3 protein-coding genes are annotated in these 20,732 nt (G+C 62.3%); 1 reads left to right on the forward strand and 2 read right to left on the reverse strand.

Translation table 11 applies throughout. The features are described 5' to 3' along the window. Window positions 1–17 precede the first annotated feature (17 nt). Window positions 18–2,396 carry a TonB-dependent siderophore receptor gene (locus PSH96_RS16035; RefSeq protein WP_305453837.1) on the forward strand — a complete coding sequence of 793 codons (2,379 nt, stop codon included), beginning with the start codon at window positions 18–20 and terminating at the stop codon, window positions 2,394–2,396. Between the two features lie 135 nt (window positions 2,397–2,531). On the opposite strand, the gene PSH96_RS16040 is transcribed toward PSH96_RS16035, so the two are convergent. Together PSH96_RS16040 and PSH96_RS16045 are read right to left on the reverse strand one after the other, a co-directional pair. Then, a complete protein-coding gene (locus tag PSH96_RS16040) occupies window positions 2,532–12,938 on the reverse strand; it encodes an amino acid adenylation domain-containing protein (protein WP_370694300.1) in 10,407 nt (3,468 codons plus the stop codon). Window positions 12,939–12,948: 10 nt separating this feature from the next. Next, the gene (locus tag PSH96_RS16045) at window positions 12,949–20,730 is read right to left on the reverse strand and encodes an amino acid adenylation domain-containing protein (protein WP_370694301.1); all 7,782 of its coding nucleotides are present in this window, start codon (window positions 20,728–20,730) and stop codon (window positions 12,949–12,951) included. Window positions 20,731–20,732 lie beyond the last annotated feature (2 nt).

Below are 20,732 nucleotides of genomic sequence, written 5' to 3' on the forward strand. Positions count from 1 at the left end.
TGAGCAAGGCACTCTCCATGCGCCGCCTCTTGAATACCCCTCTGCTGCCAAGCGCGATTGCCCTGGCACTGGCACTGCCGGTCGCAGGTTATGTGCAGGCGCAGGAGGTCGAACTGAATGTGCCTGCACAACCGCTGGGGAGCGCGCTTCAGGAATTCGGTCGCCAGACCAACTTGCAGGTGCTCTACAGCCCGACCGACGTTGAAGGCAAACGCAGCCACGCGATCAAAGGCAAATTGCAACCTGGCCAGGCCATGACCACCTTGCTGTCCGGGACGGGCATCAGCTATGACCTGCAGGGCAGCTCATTCACCATCAGCGCGGCGAAAACGTCGGCACTGGAGCTGGGCGCAACCCAGGTGACCGCCAACCAGTTGGGCACCATCACCGAAGGCTCCGGCTCCTACACCCCCGGCACGATTGCCACCGCAACCCGCCTGGTACTTAGCCCACGCGAAACGCCGCAGTCGATTTCGGTGGTGACCCGCCAGGCCATGGACGACTTCAGCCTCAAGTCGATCGACGACGTGATGCGTCACACACCGGGCATTACCGTTGCCGCCTACGACAGCGAGCGCACCAGCTACTTCTCTCGCGGTTTCGCCATTCAGAACTTCCAGTACGACGGTATTCCGATCCTGCAGGATGCCCAGTACTCGTCGGGCCACACGTTGACCGACACCGTCATCTACGACCGCGTCGAGATTCTCAAGGGCGCCACCGGCCTGCTGACCGGCGCTGGCGGCCCGGGCGGCACCATCAATATGGTGCGTAAAAAACCCACCTCGGAATTCAAAGGCTATGTCGACCTGGGCGCGGGTTCCTGGGACAACTACCGCTCCGAAATCGACGTCAGCGGCCCGCTGACCGAGACGGGCAACGTGCGTGGCCGTGCTGTTGCGGCGTACCAGGACAAACATTCGTTCCTCGATCACTACCAACGCCAGACCAACGTCTACTACGGCATTCTCGAGTTCGACCTGGCACCGGATACGTTGCTGACCGTCGGTGGCGACTATCAGGACAGCGACCCGCAGGGCTCCAGCTGGTCCGGTTCGGCCTCACTCTTTGACTCGGCCGGTAACCGCATCAGTACACCACGCTCCTTCAACAACGGCGCCAAGTACAGCAAGTGGAAACAGTACACCCGTACCGCCTTCGCCACCCTGGAACACACGTTCGACAATGGCTGGGTCGGCAAGGCGCAGTACAACCACCAGATCAACGGCTACAAAGCCCCGTTGTCGGCCCTGCTGTCACCCAATGCCGAAACGGGCAAGGCATCGCTGCTGACCCGTACCTACAATGGTGAAACCACCAGCGACACGGGTGATCTCTACGCCACCGGGCCATTCAGCCTGTTCGGGCGTGAGCATGAACTGGTGGTCGGCACCTCGGTCTCGCGCTCGCGCTGGCTGGGCAGCGACTACACCAACGCCACCAACTACGACAACAGCCACGACTACTTCAACTGGGACGGCGACGCCCCCAAGCCGGACCGTGGTCCTCGAACCAAAAAGAACGATGAGCTGACCCGCCAGAGCGCCAGCTACGTCACCGGCCGCTTCAGCCTCGCGGATGACTTGCACCTGATCCTCGGCACTCGAGTCAACAACTACGAAGTCAGCGGCACCAGCCAGGTCAAGGACACCGGTAAGGTAGTGCCTTATGCCGGCATCACCTATGACCTCAACGACAACTTCTCGGCCTATGCCAGCTTCACCGAAATCTACCTGCCACAGGACGACTACCGCGACCGCAACGACAAACCGCTGGAACCGGATGAAGGCAAGAACTACGAGATCGGCCTCAAAGGCGAATTCTTCGATGGCCGCCTGAACTCGAGCCTGGCCTACTTCGAGGTTCACGAGAAAAACCGCCCCATCGACGACACCGATTACATCCCCAACAGCCACCCTGGGCTGGATTACGCCTCCAAGGGCACCGAGGCCAAGACCAAAGGCTATGAAGCGGAAATCTCCGGCGAGCTGGCGCCGGGCTGGCAGTTGCAGGCGGGCTATACCCACAAAATCATACGCGACAAACAGGGTGAGAAACTCTCCACCTGGGAACCGGAAGATCAGGTCAATATCTACACCAGCTACAAGCTGACCGGCCCACTGGACAAACTGACCCTGGGCACCGGCGTGCGCTGGCAGGGCACTGGCTGGAAACTGCTGAACAACTATGCCAAAGGCACTGAGGAAAACTTCTCCCAGGACCCACTATGGATCGTCGACGCGATGGCCCGTTACCAGGTGACCGAGAACGTATCGGCGACCCTCAACGTCAACAACATCTTCGACAAGAAGTACTACACCAACATCGGCTTCTACAACTCGGCTTACTACGGCGACCCGCGTAACGTCATGCTCAGCACCCGCTGGAACTTCTGATCCAGCCCAAGCCCCTGGTCATCGCTGATGGTCAGGGGCTTTTTGTTGCCCGCTAAAACGTGACGCTTGGCGAATAACACCGATAAAAAAACGCCCCTGGCCATCGGTCCAGGGGCGTTTCTTTTATACCGGCGGTTACTTCATCGCATCAGCAAAGCTCTGTACGAACGCGGCGTTGTCGATGATTCGATCATGGGTAGAATCGATCAGTACTGACTGCTCAATACACGGCCGGCCCATAACCTGCGCCATGCTTGCCTCAATCAACTGACGATGCTGCCCTGCCCGGCTCGCAGCGGCCCACCAGCAACGGATCGGTGCCTGGATCGGCTTGAAGTCGGCGTCCTTGAGACTCTGGCCAAGAGCACGGTCGAGTTCCCAGGAGATCTGCGCTTCGTCGCCCTCAAGCAAGCTGGCCTTGACCTCCAGATAAGTCTCACCGAGTACATCTTCGGCCCACGCGCTGAACGCCTGCCATTGCTGCACTTCGTCGTCAGAGAGCGCCTGGCTTTGCAGCCACGCGGCCTGGATCAACGCGCTCGATGGCGCAAACATCACCTGCAACAGCTCGACACGCCGCTGATTGACCGGCACCTCACTGTCATCGGCGATCACCGCTGTGTCCCAATAGGCCTTGAGCCAGTGCGGCGGCGATGCGTCGATCCAACCGACAACCTCGACCACACGCCCCGCCTGTTCCAACGCATACGCGACCTCCATGGCCAGGTTACCCCCCAGGGACCAACCGGCCAGGCGATAAGGGCCTTCGGGCACGGCATCGAGCAGTTGCGCGGTGTAATCATCGACCATTGATTGCCAGCTGGGCACGTCACTGCCCTCCTCCACCAACGCCCGACTGATCACCCCCAGCACCGGCCGTTGTTCACGCAGCGCCAAGCCAATGGCCTTGTAGCAATGCACCGAACCGTAGCTGGGGTGGAACAGGAAAAGTGGCGTGCCTTGGGTCTGGCTGTTGAGTTTGACGATCAGCGAGTGGCGGGTCTCGCCGCCCAGGCAAGCCACCTGCCCCGCAATGGTCGGGTTAAGCATCAATTGGCTGACCGACAGCGCTGTGCCGGTCGCCTTGCGGATGCGCTCCTTGAGCATCAGCACCAACAGCGAATGCCCACCCAGTTCAAAGAAATTGTCATTCAAGCCGACGCGTTCAACCTCAAGCACTTCGCTCCAAATGGTTGCGAGGCGCTGCTCCAATTCGGTCTGCGGCGCCTGATAGACGCGTTCTTGCAAGTGCGCATCAGCCTTGGGCAGCGCCTTGCGGTCCAGCTTGCCATTCGGGCTCAGGGGCATATGCGCCAGCAGTACCCATTGCGCCGGCACCATATAGTCCGGCAAGTGCGCCAACAGGTGTGCGCCCAAGGACTCACGCCAGGTTTCGCTCGGCGCCTGCAACACCAGATAGCCCACCAGATGCTTGCCATCGACCACCTGGACCGAGGCTTCCTGTACCTGGGGATGTTCAAGAACCCGCGCTTCAATTTCACCCAATTCGATCCGCAGGCCTCGCAATTTGACCTGGTGATCCAGGCGCCCTAGGTACTCGATAACCCCGTCGGCACGCTGACGCACGCGGTCGCCGGTACGATACAGGCGCTCTCCCGGCGCGAACGGCGAAGCGACAAACCGCTCGGCTGTGAGCCCCGGGCGTCGGTGATAGCCGCGTGCCAAGCCGAGACCGCCCAGGTACAACTCGCCCGCCACCCCCACGGCAGTGGCTTGCAGTTGTGCGTCCAGCACATAGGTGCACAGGTTGGCGATCGGCTGGCCGATAGGCACCGTGTCTCGCCCTTCGTCGACGCAGGTCCAGTGGGTCACGTCGATGGCGGCTTCGGTCGGGCCATACAGGTTGTACAACGCGGTTTGCGGCAGTTTGCGCAAGACCTGTTGTTGGGCGTCTACCGGCAATGCTTCGCCGCTGCACACAATGCGTTGCAAGGCGTGGCAGGAGCCAACGTCCGGGTCTTGCAGGAAAGCCTGCAGCATCGACGGCACAAAGTGCAGCGTGGTGACCTGTTCGGCGTTGATCAGCTCTACCAGCCTGGCCGGGTCGCGGTGATCACCCGGCGCAGCCACTACCAGGCGCGCACCCGTCATCAGTGGCCAGAAGAACTCCCACACCGACACGTCAAAGCTGAAAGGGGTCTTTTGCAGCACCGTGTCACGGGCGCTCAACCCGTAGGCTTCCTGCATCCAGCACAGGCGGTTGGTCAGCGCGCAGTGGCGGTTGCCCGCGCCTTTGGGCTGGCCGGTGGAGCCGGAGGTGTAGATCACATAGGCGAGGTTTTCGCCCTCCAGCACAATACCTGGGTTCGCTTCGCTGGAGCCGTCAAAACCGGATTCACCCAGCACCAAAGTTTCCAGACCTTCCGGGATCGGCAACTGTTCGAGCAGATGCGCCTGAGTCAGCAGCAACTTCACGCCGCTGTCTTCCTGCATGTAGGCCAGTCGCTCGCGGGGGTATTCCGGGTCGAGCGGCACATACGCGCCACCGGCCTTGAGTACCGCCAGCAGGCCGACGACCATTTCCACCGAGCGTTCCACGGCCAGCCCCACCAACACATCGGGGCCGACACCGGCGGCCATCAGGCGATGGGCCAGGCGGTTGGCCCGCCGATTAAGCTGGGCGTAGGTCAGGCGCTGCCCGGCAAACACCAGCGCCTCGGCATCCGGCGTGAGTTCGACCTGGGCTTCGATCAACTGATGCACAGGCTGCTGCGTGTAGTCGCGAGCAGTGGCGTTCCAGTCTTGCAGCGCACTACGTTGCTCGGTGTCGTCCAACAGCGGCAACTGGCTGACGCGCTGCTGCGGGTCGTCGAGCATGCCTTGCAACAGATTTTGCCAGTGCACCAGCATGCGCGTGAGCATGGCCGGCTCGAACAGGTCGGTCGCATAGGTCAAGGTGGCCCAGATACCCTGCGCGGTGGCCTGGGTGTCCAGGCTCAGGTCGAACTGCGCGGTCTGGCTGCCCCAATCCAGGCCCTCCACGCGCAAGTCGGGCAACTGACGGCCACGGGTAGCCAACCCCGCATCGCTCTGATGGTTGAACAACACCTGGAACAACGGGTTATGGCTCAGGCTGCGTTCCGGCTGCAGGGCTTCGACCAGTTGCTCGAAGGGCAGGTCCTGATGGCTCTGCGCATCCAGGCTGCGGCGTTTGGCCTGCTGCAACAGTTGGGTCACAGTGATCTGCTCGTCCAGGTCGGCCTTCAGCACCTGAGTGTTGACAAAGAAACCGACCAACCGCTCGACTTCAACCCGGTTGCGGTTGGCGATCGGCACCCCGACACGGATGTCCTGCTGGCCACTGTAGCGGTACAACAAACCCTGAAAGGACGCCAACAACAGCATGAACAATGTCACGCCCTCGCGCTGCGCCAATGCGTTGAGCCCTTCGGCCAGTTGCGTCGGCAACTCAAGCTCCAGGCTGGCCCCGCGATAGCTTTGCAGCGCCGGGCGCGCATGCGCGGTGGGCAGCTCCAACACCGGTTGCTCACCGCCCAGCAGCTCGCTCCAGTAAGCCAATTGACGCTCGCGCTCACCCGCCGCCATCCACTCGCGTTGCCAGTGCGCGTAATCGGCATACTGCAACGCCAGCGCGGGTAACTGCGCAACCTCGCCCTGGCTGTAGGCGCTATACAACTGCACCAGTTCGTCAACCATCACCTGCATCGACCAGCCATCGGAAACGATATGGTGCTGCACCAGCACCAGTACATGCTCATCTTCGGCCAGGCGTAACAAGGTGACGCGCAGCAGCGGACCGTGCTGCAGGTTGAAAGGCTTGGCGATTTCGGCTTCTACCTGCTGCTGCAGTGTCTGCTCAGTGGCATCGCCTCGCATGATTGACAACGGTTCGGCGGGCAAAACTACCTGCACTGCGCGCTCATCCTGCTGATCAATGCGGGTGCGCAAGCTTTCATGTCGCGCCACCAGGCTGTCAAAACTGCACTGCAAGGCACGCTGATCAAGGCGACCACTCAGGCGCAGAATGCTCGGGATATGGTAAGCGGCGCTTTGCGGATCCAGCTGCCAAAGAAACCATTGGCGCTCCTGGGCAAAGGACAACGCTAACGGCTGATCCCGCCCTATCGCTCGCATTGGCGGTGCCAAATCCTCTTCAGCGGCGTGCAGTGCCAGCACAAAACCCTGCAGTTGCGGCTGCTCAAACAAGGTGCGCAGTGGCACGTCGCGTTCAAGCAACTGGCGCACACGGGAAATCACCTGCATGGCCAGCAATGAGTGGCCGCCCAACTCGAAGAAGTGGTCCGTCAGGCCAATGCGCGCAGCGCCCAGCACCTGGGCCCAAATCGCCGCGACCTGCTGTTGCAATGGCGTAACCGGCTCAACCCACACGCCTTGCGACTGCGCCGCGTCCGGCTGAGGCAAGCCCTTACGGTCAAGCTTGCCGTTGGGCGTCAGCGGCATCTGGTCCAGGAACATGAAGTGCGCAGGCACCATATAGTCAGGCAGGCGGGTTTTCAGGGCGCGACGCAAGGCTTCGCGAAATGCCACCGGGTCGGTCACGGGCTCAGCGGGCACGACGTACGCCACCAACTGCTTGCCGCTCGGGCTTTCCTGGGCCACGACGACCGTTTCACCCACCGCCTGCTGCTCACGCAGGCGCGCCTCGATTTCACCCAGCTCAATACGGAAACCACGGATTTTCACTTGGTGATCGACACGCCCGAGGTAATCCACCACGCCGTCCGCACGCCCACGGGTCAGGTCGCCGCTGCGGTACACGCGGCTGCCAGGTTTGCCGAACGGGTCCGGCACAAAACGTTCGGCAGTCAGTGCCGGGCGTTCCAGATAACCGCGGGCCACACCTTCGCCGCCCAGGTACAGCTCACCGGCCACGCCGATGGGTTGCAGGTTGAGTTGTGAGTCCAGCACGTAGCCGCTGCGGTTGCCCAACAGCGTGCCGATCGGCGCATAGACCGCGCCGCAGGGATCGCCTCGGCGGGCTTTCCACAGCAGCGGCGTGACCACGGTTTCGGTCGGGCCGTAACCGTTGAACAGGTACGTCGGTTTCAGTGCGCGCCACGCCAGGTCGTAGCTGGCCTGCGCCACCGCATCGCCACCAAAGCAGTACACGCGCACGTTAGGCGGGTTGCCATCGCGCTCTGCATGCTCGGCCAGCTGTTGCAGGTACACCGGCGGGAACACCGCCATGGTCACGTTGTGGCGGTGCATTTGCTGGTAGGTGTATTCCGGCAGCCACAGGCTGTCATCACGGATCAGCACGCTGGCGCCGTTGATCAGCGGGTGCATCCAGCCTTCGTGGGAACCGTCGAAGGCAAAAGACATGAAGTGCAATTCGCAGTCGGCGGGGCCGGTTTCGTAGCGTTCGCCCGTGGCGATGATGTGCGCCACCAACGGGCCGTGGGAAACGGCCACGCCCTTGGGCATGCCGGTGGAGCCGGAGGTGTAGATCACGTAGGCAAGGTTGTCGCCGTCCAAATTGACGCTTGGCGCCGTGTCGCTGTAGCCCGTCCAGTCCTCAGTGCGGTCGATGGCCAAGGTGTCCAGGCCAGCGGCGAGCGGCAATTGCGCCAGGGCACTGCTGTGGCTCAGCAGCAACTTGGCGCGGCTGTCTTGCATCATGTACAGCAGACGGTCACGCGGGTATTCGATGTCCAGCGGCACATACACGCCGCCGGCCTTGAGCACCGCGAGGAAGGCCACCATGATTTCCGCACCGCGTGGCATGGCAATCGCCACCCGCACTTCCGGGCCGACGCCACGGGCGATCAGCGCATGGGCCAGGCGGTTGGCCTGGCTGTTCAGCTCGCCATAAGTCAGGGTTTGCGCATCGAATTTGACCGCCACCGCATCCGGGTTTTCCCGCGCGCGATCGGCGAACAGCTCGTGCACCAGGCGTTTGGCCGAGAAACCGGAGTCGGTGCGGTTCCACAGTTGCAGGATGTGCTGCTGCTCGTCGCTGTCGAGCAGGTGCAACTGGCCGATGTTCTGCTGCTGGTCGGCAACCATCGCCTGCAATAAATTCTGCCAATGGCGGGCCATGCGTTCGATGGTAGCGGCTTCAAACAGATCGGTGGCATAACCCAGCGAGGCCCACAGCCCTTCTGTACTTTCATGCACGTCCAAGTCGAGGTCAAAATGCGCGGTACGGCGCTCCCACTCCAGGCCTTCGACGCGCAAGTCCGTCAGCGCTTGCACACCCAACTGACCTTCGCTCTGATAGTTGAACATCACCTGAAACAACGGGTTCAGGCTCAGGCTACGTTCGGGTTGCAGGGCTTCGACCAATTGCTCGAACGGCAGGTCCTGATGGGCCTGGGCCTCCAGCGCACGCTGCTTGACCTGGGCCAGCAACTCGGCAACCGTCATGTGCCCGTCGATATCGGCCTTGAGCACCTGAGTGTTGACGAAAAAGCCGATCAGACGTTCGGTTTCCACACGATTGCGATTGGCGATCGGCACACCGACACGGATGTCCTGCTGGCCGCTGTAGCGGTACAGCAACGTCTGGAACGAGGCCAGCAGTAACATGAACATCGTCACGCCCTGCGCCTGGGCCAGGGCTTTAAGACCTTGCGCCAGCTCGGCAGGCAGCGGCACATCCAGGCGCACGCCACGATGGCTTTGCTGCGCTGGGCGTTGATGGTCGAACGGCAACTCCAACACGGGCTGCTCGCCACCGAGCACGTCGCGCCAGTAGTCCAGTTGCCGGGCCTGCTCACCGGCTTCCATCCACGTACGCTGCCATACGGCAAAGTCGGCGTACTGGATCGGCATCACCGGCAACTGCACTGTCTGGCCCTGGCTGAATGCAGCATAAAGTTGCACCAGCTCGTCGATCATGACGTGCATCGACCAACCGTCAGAGACGATATGATGCTGCACCAGCACCAACACATGATCGTCCTGCGCCACACGCATTAAGGTCACACGCAGCAACGGCCCGCTTTGCAGGTTGAACGGCTGTGCGATTTCGGCTTCTACGTGCGCTTGCAGATCTGCTTCTTGCACGTCAATGCACTGGACAGGCAGCACCGCCTGCGCATGGATAACTTGCCGCGCACCGTCCGCGTGCTGTTCGACGCAGGTGCGCAGGCTTTCATGGCGAGCGACCAACTCATCGAAACTGCGCTGCAACGCCGCGGTATCCAGCCGCCCCTTGAGGCGCAAGGCACTGGGGATATGGTAGGCGGCGCTGTCCGGGGCCAGTTGCCAAAGGAACCACTGACGCTCCTGGGCATAGGACAGTGGCAACGGCTGGCCACGGCCGACCGGCACTAGTGCCGGCGCCTGCTCACCCAGGCCACTTTCCAGGGCGTGCAAAGCGCCAGCGAACCCTTCCAGACGCGGCTGCTCGAACACCAGTTTGAGCGGTACTTCGCGCCCCAGCGTATGCCGCAGGCGTGAAACCACCTGCATGGCCAGCAGCGAATGCCCGCCCATCTCAAAGAAATGGTCGGTCAACCCTACGCGCTCAACGCCCAGGATTTGCGCCCATACGGCGGCGACCTGCTGCTCCAGCTCAGTCACCGGTGCCACCCATGCCTGCTGCGATTGGCTGGCGTCGGGTTGGGGCAGCGCGTGACGATCCAGCTTGCCGTTGGGGTTCAGCGGCATGCGGTCAAGGAAGATGAGGTGGGCCGGTACCATATAATCCGGCAGTTGTTCGCGCAGCGTCAGCTTGAGGGTTGCAGCGTCTTGCTGCTCGGCAACCAGATAGGCGACCAATTGATTGTCGACGGCCAGCACCAGCGTTTCGCGTACGCAGGGTTGGGCCAACAACAGCGCCTCGATTTCACCCAGTTCAATACGAAAACCGCGAATCTTGACCTGATGATCGACCCGCCCGACATACTCGATGACACCATCGGCGCGGTAGCGTGCCAGGTCGCCGGTGCGATACAAGCGCTCACCGGTTTCGCCGAACGGGTCCGGCACAAAGCGCTCGGCCGTGAGCAGCGCGCGGTTCAAATAGGCGCGCGCCAAACCACAGCGGCTGCCGATGTACAGCTCGCCCACCGCTCCCAACGGCGCCAAGTTCAGGTCGCGGTCCAGCACGTAAAGGGCGCGGCCCGGCAAGGAACGGCCAATCGGACTGGCGGTGGCACCGACGATTTCAGCGTCGGCTGTGCAGTCCAGCACACTCGACACCACGGTCGCTTCCGTAGGGCCATAGGTGTTGAGCAAGCGCACATGGCCGAGACCGGCTTTCACCCACTGCGCCGGGCCGTCCAGCGGCATGGCTTCGCCACCGATGTGAACTTGTCGAAGCGCGCCATAGGATCGAGGCCCCGCCGCGAGGCAATCGAGCAGGAACAGATTCCAGTAAGCGGTGGGCAAGTCGGCCAACGTAATGCGTCGGGCGATGATTTCGTCGTACAGCCGAGCGCTATCCCACAGCTGCGGCCCTCGCAATACCACCGTCGCGCCGTGGGTCAGTGCCGGGTAGAGCTGCTCGACGAAACCGTCGAAATTTAAGGTAGCAAATTGCAGTACGCGGTCATCCTGGGTCAGGCGCGAATAGTCGGCGGCCATCCGCGAAAACTCGGTCAACGCCGCATGATCGATGGCCACGCCTTTGGGCTTGCCGGTGGAACCGGAGGTGTAAATCACGTAGGCCAGGTTGTGCTTGTCGACCTTGACCTGCGGGTTGCTCTCGCCGTAGTGGGCCAGCCCCGAATCCGCCACGTCCAGCGTCGCCATGCCTTCGGGCAGCGGCATCGGCACATGGGCTTGCGTCAGCACCACACGCACACCGCTGTCCTCCAGCATGTGCAGCAAGCGTTCGCGCGGGTATTGCGGGTCCAGCGGCACATAGGCGCCGCCAGCCTTGAGTACGGCCAACAAGCCAACCACCATCTCGAACGAACGCTCGACCGCCACACCCACCCGCACTTCCGGGCCAACACCGCGCGCGATCAGCGCATGCGCCAGGCGATTGGCCTGGCGATTCAACTCGGCATAGCTGATGGTGTGTTCGTCCAGGCACAGGGCAACTGCCTGCGGGCGCTGTTGCACCTGGGCCTCGAACAACCCGTGAACACCTGCCGCCGCTTCGAACACGGGGCCACCCTGGTTCCAGGCGTACAGCACATCGCGCTGTTCTTCATCGATCAGCATGGCCAGCTGCGCCACACGGGTGTCCGCACGCCCGACAATCGCGCGCAGCAAGCGCTGCCAATGCTCGGCCATGCGCTGCACGGTGGGCGCTTCGAACAGGTCAGTGGCGTAGGTCAGCGACGCCCAGATACCTTGCGGGGACTCTTGAGTATCCAGGCTTAGGTCGAACTGTGCACTCTGGCTGCCCCACTCCAGCGCCTCAACGGCCAGGCCCGGCAATTGCAGCTCGCCACGGGATTTATGCGCTTCAGTCTGGTGGTTGAACATCACTTGGAACAACGGGTTATGGCTCAGGCTGCGCTCCGGTTGCAGTGCCTCGACAAGCTGCTCGAACGGCAAATCCTGATGGCTCTGGGCTTCGAGTGCGCGCTGCTTGACCTGGGCCAGCAACTGACTGAAGGGCATCTGCCCGTCGATATCAGCCTTGAACACCTGGGTATTGACGAAGAAGCCGATAAGGCGCTCGGTTTCTGCGCGATTACGGTTGGCGATCGGCACACCGACGCGGATATCCGACTGCCCGCTGTAGCGATACAACAGCGTTTGGAAGGACGCCAGCAATAACATGAACAACGTCACACCTTCGCGTTGAGCCAGCGCCTTGAGACTGTTGACCAACACCGCGTCCAGGTCCATGTCCAGACGCGCGCCGCGATAACTTTGTAGCGGCGGGCGCGGATGATCCAGAGGCAACTCCAATACCGGTTGCTCACCGCCCAACCGCTCACGCCAATAACCCAGCTGGCGCTCTTTTTCGCCGGCTTCCATCCAACTGCGCTGCCACAAGGCATAGTCGGGGTATTGAACCGGCAGCTCTGGCAAACGCACATCCTGGCCCTGGCTGTAGCCCACGTATAACTGCACCAGTTCATCGACCATGACCTGCATCGACCAACCGTCGGAGACAATGTGGTGCAACACCAGCACCAGCACATGCTCATCCGGTGCCAGCTGCAGTAACTTCACCCGCAGCAACGGGCCTTGTTGCAGGTCAAAGGGTTTGGCGACTTCGGCTTGTACTTGAGCTTCGAGTTGCGTGCGATCACCCACACCCTCAGCGATCTCAAGGTGCATGTCCGGCTTCACCACCTGTAATACCTGATCGACGTCTTGATGCAGGCAGGTGCGCAAACTCTCGTGACGGGCAATCAAGGCGTCAAAGCTGCGTTGCAAGGCCGACCGATCAAGTCGGCCTTTCAACCGCAACGCACGTGGCAAATGGTAGGCAGGGCTCTGCGGCTCCAACTGCCACAAAAACCACTGCCGCTCCTGAGCATAAGAGAGTCGCAGCGGCTCGCCTTCCTGACGCTTGAAAACCGGGGCAATCTCAAACAGGTTGATGCCTTGCTGCTTGAGCATTACCGCCAACGCTTTCTTTTGTTGCGCAGACAGTGAACCTACCGACTCGATTAATGCTTGCACGCCACGCCCCTCAGGAAATCAATTTATCCAAATCTTCTGTTGATAGACGTTTGAGGGCCTCCAAGGATTTAGCCAATGCGTCCTGCACCGGTGAATTATTTGTTTGCCGGGTGGCTACGTAGGCACTGAAATCCGCCAGGGTCGGGGTGGTGAAGATCGATTTGACGTCGAACTCGGCGTGCAACTGCTCGCGCAGGCGCACCACCACTTGGGTGGCCAACAGGGAATGCCCGCCCAACTCGAAGAAGTTGTCGTTCAAGCCCACCCGTTGCACGTCGAGCACTTCGGCCCAGATTGCGGCGATCTGTTGTTCCAGGTCGCTGCCCGGCGCCACGTATTCGCGCGTCTGCAGGTTGGCGTCCGCTTTGGGCAACGCCTTGCGGTCGAGCTTGCCGTTGGGGCTCAAGGGCATCTGTTCCAGCAGCATCCATAGCGCTGGCACCATGTAGTCCGGCAGGTGTTGGGCCAAGTGCGCGCTCACTACGTCGCGCCAGTCATCGGCGGCGTGTTGCAGCACCAGGTAGCCCACCAGGTATTTGCCGTCGACGGCCAGCACCGCGGCTTCACGCACCCATTCGTGTTCGAGCAGGCGCGCTTCGATTTCGCCCAACTCGATACGCAGGCCACGCAACTTGACTTGATGGTCGATACGCCCGGCATACTCGATCACGCCGTCGTCGCGATAACGCGCCAGGTCGCCGGTGCGGTACAGGCGCTCACCGTTGACAAAGGGGTTGGCAATAAAGCGCTCGGCGGTCAATGCCGGGCGGCGATGGTAACCACGGGCCAGGCCGACACCGCCCAGATACAGCTCGCCCAACACGCCCACCGGCGCCGGCTCAAAGTTGCCGTCGAGGATGTAGCAGCCCAGGTTGGCAATCGGGCGACCAATCGGCACCGCATCGCGACCTTCATCAATGCAGGTCCAGTGGGTCACATCGATGGCGGCTTCGGTCGGGCCGTACAGGTTATACAGCCGCGCTTGCGGCAGCTTGGCGAAGACTTGCTGTTGCGCATCCACCGGCAGCGCCTCGCCGCTGCACACGATGCGGTGCAAGGTGTGGCACGTCGCAACGGTCGGGTCTTGCACAAAGGCCTGCAACATCGAGGGTACAAAGTGCAGCGTGGTGACCTGTTCGGCATTGATCAGGCTGACCAGCCTGGCCGGATCGCGGTGATCACCGGGCGCAGCAACGACCAGGCGTGCGCCGGTCATCAGTGGCCAGAAGAACTCCCACACCGACACGTCAAAGCTGAACGGGGTCTTTTGCAGCACGCTGTCGCTGACATCCAGGCCGTAGGCTTCCTGCATCCAGTGCAGGCGGTTGGTCAGGGCCGCATGACGGTTGCCGGCGCCTTTTGGCTGGCCGGTGGAACCGGAGGTGTAGATCACGTAGGCGAGGTTTTCGCCGTCCACAGCAATACCCGGATTCTCTGCGCTATAGCTGTCGAACCCCGTCTCGCCAAGTACCAGCGTTTCCAGCCCGTGTGGAATCGGCAACTGCTCGCGCAGATGCGCTTGAGTCAGCAGCAGCTTCACGCCGCTGTCCTCAAGCATGTAGGCCAGGCGCTCACGCGGGTAGTCCGGGTCCAGCGGCACATACGCGCCACCGGCCTTGAGCACCGCCAGCAGGCCGACCACCATCTCGATGGAACGCTCCACCGCCAGCCCCACCAGCGTGTCCGGCCCCACGCCCGCCTCGATCAGGCGATGGGCCAGGCGATTGGCGCGGCGGTTGAGCTCGGCGTAATTCAAACGTTGCTCGGCAAACACCAGCGCCGGTGCCGCTGGCGTGAGCGCAACCTGCGCTTCAATCAGTTGATGCACCGTTTGCTGCAACGGGTAATCGCGGGATGTGGCGTTCCAGTCTTGAATCACCTGCTGGCGCTCAGTGACGTCGAGCATCGCCAGCTCACCCAGGCGTTGCTGCCCGCCCTCAAGCATGGCTTGCAGCAGATTGACCAAATGCCGGCCGTAGCCTTGCACCCTGTCTTCATGGAAATGCGCGCGGGCAAAGCTGAACTGCACCGACAGCGTTTCGCCCAGATCCACCAGCACCGTCAGCGGGAAGTTGGTTTGTTCATGGGCGTGGGGCTCGCCAAACCGAATGCCGCTGCCGCCGCTTTGCGCCAGGGCTTTGGACACCGGGTAGTTTTCGAACACCAGGATATTGTCGAACAAGGCTTCACCGCCCTGCCCGGCCCAGCGCTGAATGTCATACAGGCCGGTGTGCTCATGCTCACGCAAGGCCAGGTTCTGCGCCTGCACCGCTTGCAACCAGTCGGCCACCGACACCTGCGCCTCCACCGCGCAGATCACCGGCAAGGTATTGATGAACAGACCGATCTGCTGCTCAACGCCCGCAAGCTCCGCCGGGCGCCCGGCCACGGTAGCGCCGAACGCCACCACCGCCTGGCCGCTGTGACGCTGCAACAGGATCAGCCACGCCGCCTGGATCAGGGTGTTAAGCGTAACCTTGTGGCTTCGGGCGAACGACTCAAGTTGAGCCGTGAGTGTGCGATCAAGCGCCAGTTGATGCTCGCCATGCCCTTGCTCCGCCGTCGGTTGGCTGCTGCCCAGCCGTGTCGGGGTTTGCAATGCACTCAATTGTTCGCGCCAGAAGGCTTCGGTCGCAGCGGCGTCACGCTGTTGCAGCCAGCCAATGTAATCGCGATAGCGCCCGGCCGCTTCCGGCACCGCCACGCCGGCATAGCGTTGCAGCACTTCGCCGAACAGCCGCGAATTGCTCCAGCCGTCCATCAGGATGTGATGGCTGGTGTAGATCAATTCGTAGCGCTGCTCATCGGTGCGCACCAGCACCAGCCGCACCAGCGGTGCCTTGGCCAGGTCAAAACCCTGGCGGCGCTGGGCCTGTTGCAGGTTGCGCAGTTCCGGTTCGCGCTCCGGCATGGCGCGCCAGTCCAGTACCTGAATCGGCAGCCGCGCCTGGCGGTACACCACCTGGCACGGCCACTCCAGCTGGCCTTCCCAGAAGAACCCGCTGCGCAGCACATCATGGGCCTGCACCGTGGCATCCCAGGCGTGCTGGAAGCGCGCCACGTCCAGGCCCTGCGCCGTCACGCGGATCTGGTTGATGTAGTCGCCCGCCGTCTGCTCATAGAGCGTGTGAAAGAGCATGCCCTGCTGCATGGGCGACAAGGTGTAGAGGTCTTCTACGGCATCGAAGGCCAGCGGCAACGACTCCAGTTGCGATTGGTTCAAGCGCGACAACGGGAAATCGGAGGCGGTAACACCGGCATTGCCGGGCGTGCAGCAATGTTCGATCAGCGCGTTGAGTTCGCGGGTGTAAGCCGCGCTCAGCGTTTCGATCACCGCGGGGTCGAACATCAGTGGGCTGAACGTCCAGCCCAGTTGCAGTTCGCCGCCATAGACCTGGCCGTTGAGCGTCAGCCAGTTGCCCAGCGGCGCGTCCGGGCTTTGTTCGGCGCCGGCGCTTTCTGCGGCGGGCGCGAACAGCGTGTCCGGCTGGTCGAAACTGCCGTCGACCTGGCCCAGGTAGTTGAAGGTGATGCGCGGCGCCGGCAAGGCACTGAACGCCTCACGTGTGGCGTCATCGCCCAGGTAACGCAAAGCGCCAAAACCCAGGCCTTTATGCGGCACGCTGCGCAGTTGTTCCTTGATCTGTTTGATCGATACCGCCAGGGATGCGTCAGGGGTCAGGCGCACCGGGAACAGGCTGGTGAACCAGCCCAGGGTGCGCGTCAGGTCGATGTCGTCAAACAGGTCCTCACGGCCATGACCTTCCAGCTGGATCAGGCTGGAGGCGTGGCCCGTCCACTGGCAGATCACCCGCGCCAGGGCCGTTAGCAGCAGGTCGTTGATCTGGGTACGGTAGGCCGTGGGCGCTTGTTGCAGCAATTGCCGCGTGCGTTCGGCATCCAGTTGGCTGACCACGGTCTGGGCCAGGCGGCCGGGACGCGCGCCTTGCGGGTCGCGGCACGGCAAATCGGTGGCCGCACCTTGCAGCTGGTGCAGCCAAAAGGCTTGCTCGGACGCCATCGCCGCGCTGCGGGCGTGGGCTTGCAAGCGCTCGGCCCAGGCTTTGAACGACGAGGTTTTGGCCGGCAGTGTTTGTTCGCGATACAGCGCTTGCAGGTCTTCGAGGAACACCCGCCAGGACACGCCGTCCACCACCAAGTGGTGCATCACCAGCAACAGGCGCTGGGAACCGTCTGCCAGCTCGACCAGTACCGCACGCAGCAATGGCCCGTGTTGCAGGTCGAGGCTGCGCTGGGCTTTTTCGCAGAGCGCGGTCAATTCGCTGGCATCCGCCACCGTGGCTTGCCACAGCACCTGTGTGCCGGCCGCAGCATGCTCGGCTTTCCAACCCTCAGGGTGCTGGATGAAGTTCAAACGCAGCACATCGTGATGGGCGATCAGGCCCTGCAACGCGGCTTCCAGACGATCGCCCTCAAGCGTTTGGCGCGGCGTCAGCAAGAAGGACTGGTTCCAGTGATGCGAGTCCGGCAGTTGCATGTCGAAGAACAACTGCTGGAACGGCAGCAACGGGGTCTGACCTTGTACCGGGCCTTGGTCGATCACCCGCGCGGTTTGCAACTGCGCCACCCGCGCGAGGCTGCGCACGGTTTGATGCTGGAACAACGCCTTGGCGGTGAAGTGAATACCGGCGGCACGCGCGCGGCTGACCACCTGGATCGAAATGATCGAGTCGCCACCGCGCTCGAAGAAGTTGTCGTTCAATCCCACCTGCTCGATGCCCAGCACATCGGCCCAGATGGCGGCGATTTGCTGCTCCAGCGCGCTTTGCGGGGCTTCATATTGCTGCGTGGCTTCGGGCTTTGGCAGCGCCTTGCGGTCAAGCTTGCCGTTGGGGCTCAGGGGCATCTGCTCCAGCAGCATCCATTGTGCGGGCACCATGTAATCCGGCAGGGTTTCGGCCAGATGAGCACTGAGTACATCGCGCCAATCGTCAGCGGCGTTTTGCAGCACCAGGTAGCCCACCAGGTATTGACTGTCCGGCGCCAACACCGCAGCTTCGCGGACGCAATCGTGCGCCAGCAAACGTGCTTCGATTTCACCCAATTCGATACGCAAGCCACGCAACTTGACCTGATGATCGGCCCGCCCGGCGTATTCGATCACGCCGTCTGCGCGATAGCGCGCCAGGTCGCCGCTGCGGTACAGGCGCTCACCGCTGACAAAGGGATGGGCGATAAAGCGCTCGGCGGTCAAAGCCGGACGGCGGTGATAACCACGGGCCAGGCCAACGCCGCCCAGGTAAAGCTCGCCCAGCACGCCAATCGGTACCGGTTCGAAATGGCTGTCGAGGATGTAGCAGCCCAGATTGGCAATCGGACGACCAATCGGCACGGCGTCACGCCCTTCATCGACGCAGGTCCAGTGGGTCACGTCGATGGCGGCTTCGGTCGGACCGTAGAGGTTATACAGCCCGGCGTGCGGCAGTTTGGCCAGGACTTGCTGTTGCGCATCCACCGGCAGCGCCTCGCCGCTGCACACGATGCGCTGCACGCTGTGGCAGGTCGAAACTGCCGGGTCTTGCAGGAATGCCTGCAACATCGAGGGCACAAAGTGCAGCGTGGTGATCTGCTCGGCCGTGATCAGGCTGATCAGCCGGGCCGGATCACGGTGATCGCCCGGTGCTGCAACGACCAGGCGCGCGCCGGTCATCAGTGGCCAGAAGAACTCCCACACCGACACGTCGAAACTGAACGGGGTCTTTTGCAGCACGCTGTCGCTGACGCCCAGGCCATAGGCCTCCTGCATCCATTGCAGGCGATTGAGCAACGCTGAATGGCGGTTGCCGGCGCCTTTGGGTTGGCCGGTGGAACCGGAGGTGTAGATCACGTAGGCGAGATTTTCGCCATCCAGCACGATATCCGGGTTCGCGTCGCTGTAGCTGTCGAAACCGGACTCGCCCAGCACCAGGGTTTCCAATCCTGGCGGGATCGGCAATTGTTCGAGCAGATGCGCTTGAGTCAGCAGCAGCTTCACGCCGCTGTCTTCAAGCATGTAGGCCAGGCGTTCACGCGGGTATTGCGGGTCCAGCGGCACATAGGCGCCACCGGCCTTGAGCACCGCCAGCAGCCCCACCACCATCTCGATGGAGCGCTCCACGGCCAGCCCCACCAGCGAATCCGGGCCAACGCCAGCTTCGATCAAACGATGAGCCAGGCGATTGGCGCGGTGGTTCAGTTCGGTATAACTCAGCGACACATCATTAAAGCGCAACGCCGCTGCATCCGGCTGCTTGAGCACCTGCGCTTCTATCAACTGATGCACCCATTGGCCCTGCGGGTAAGCGCGCTCGGTGGCATTCCACTGGTAGAGGAGTTGTTGGCGCTCCGTGGTATCCAGCATGGCCAGGTCCTGCAGGGCCAATGCAGGGTTGGCCACGGCGGCGCGTAACAGGCTCAACCAATGGCCCAGCATGCGTGCGGCGGTGGCGGCGCCGAACAAGTCGGTGGCGTAGGTCAAGGAGGCCCAGATGCCGTCGCCGCTCTCCTGGGTATCCAGGCTCAGGTCAAACTGGGCGCTCTGAGTCTCCAGTTCCAGGCTGGCCACACGCAGGCCCGGCAATTGCTGCTCTGCGGCTTGGGTCTTGGCCTGGTGGTTGAACATCACCTGAAACAGCGGGTTATGGCTCAGGCTGCGCTCGGGTTGCAGTGCTTCGACCAGTTGTTCGAAGGGCAAATCCTGATGGGCCTGGGCTTCGAGCGCGCGGCGCTTGGTGTGTTGCACCAGCTGGGTGAACGTCATCTGGCCGTCGAGATCGGCCTTGAGCACCTGGGTGTTGACGAAAAAGCCGATCAGCGATTCGGTCTCGACGCGGTTGCGGTTGGCGATCGGCACGCCGACGCGAATGTCCGACTGCCCGCTGTAGCGGTACAGAAATGCCTGGAACGCCGCCAACAGCAGCATGAACAACGTCACCCCTTCGCGCTGCGCCAACGCCTTGAGACCGGCGACCAGGGCGGGTTCCAGGGCCATGTCCTGGCGTGCGCCAAGGAAACTCTGCTGCGCTGGGCGCGAGTAATCAAGCGGCAGTTCCAGCACCGGCTGTGTGCCGCTGAGCAACTCACGCCAGTAATCCAGTTGGCGGGCCTTCTCCCCTGCTTCCATCCAGCGGCGTTGCCACACTGCGTAGTCGGCGTACTGGATCGGCAGCGGCGCCAACGTGCAGTCCTGGCCCTGGCGGTAGGCGGCATACAGCTGCATCAACTCTTGCACCATCACGCCCATCGACCAGCCGTCAGAGACGATATGGTGCTGCACCAGCACCAATACATGCTCTTCTGCGCTTAGGCCGAGCAAGCTGACGCGCAATAACGGACCTTGCTGCAAATCGAAAGGTCGGGCGATTTCAGCTTCGACGCTTGCCTTGAGCTGGGTCTCGTCGACTGGGCGTTCAGCAATCTCGATCACCGCATGGGCCAATACTTGCTGGGCACGCTGCTCGCCCTCCAGGTGCAAACGGGTGCGCAGGCTCTCATGGCGTGCCACCAGCGTGTCGAAGCTGCGTTGCAGTGCGGCCTTGTCCAGGCACCCGCTCAGGCGCAAGGCGCCGGGGACGTGATAGGCCGCGCTGTCCGGGTCCAGTTGCCAGAGAAACCACTGGCGCTCCTGGGCATACGACAGCGGCGCGTGTTGGCCCTCCTCGCGAATCGAGGCGATCGGCAGTTGCGCGAAACTCATGCCGCGGCTTTGCAGGCGTTGGTAAAACTGCTGACGCTGTTCCAGAGGCAGGCGAAGAAAGCGCGAAACCAGATCGATATTAGGGTTGGAAAGCATGG

This window comes from Pseudomonas sp. FP2338 (assembly GCF_030687515.1).
Classification (GTDB): domain Bacteria; phylum Pseudomonadota; class Gammaproteobacteria; order Pseudomonadales; family Pseudomonadaceae; genus Aquipseudomonas; species Aquipseudomonas salomonii.